Source organism: Aquirufa beregesia (genome assembly GCF_011090385.1).
Classification (GTDB): domain Bacteria; phylum Bacteroidota; class Bacteroidia; order Cytophagales; family Spirosomataceae; genus Aquirufa; species Aquirufa beregesia.
Window position 1 is genome coordinate 1 of the sequence record NZ_SEWW01000049.1, and the last position, 293, is coordinate 293.

Here is a 293-nt window from a genome sequence, read left to right on the forward strand (position 1 = left end):
ATACACAAGAATTGTTACTACTCAAGAAAAAAGTGGCTGAACTAGAGCGTATTGTAGGTCAGAAGCAAATTCTACTTGATTTTAAGGATAAAATGATTGATCTAGCCGAGCAGGCTTATGGGGTTGATATTAAAAAAAAATTCGATTCAAAACCCTCAGATACTACTGGCTTACCCGAGAAAAACATCCCTTCAGTTTGAATGAATTATATCGAAGCCTTGGCATGAGTAAGCAAGCTGTCCACCAACAGTTGAACCGACAAATCAAGCAGGAAAAAGTTCAGCATCATTTAT

General features: G+C 37.2%; 1 pseudogene. It reads left to right on the forward strand.

Going from position 1 to position 293, the window contains the following annotated elements:
* A pseudogene (locus EWU23_RS13835) lies at window positions 1-200 on the forward strand (transposase); the annotation flags it as partial.
* Between the last annotated feature and the right edge of the window lie 93 nt (window positions 201-293).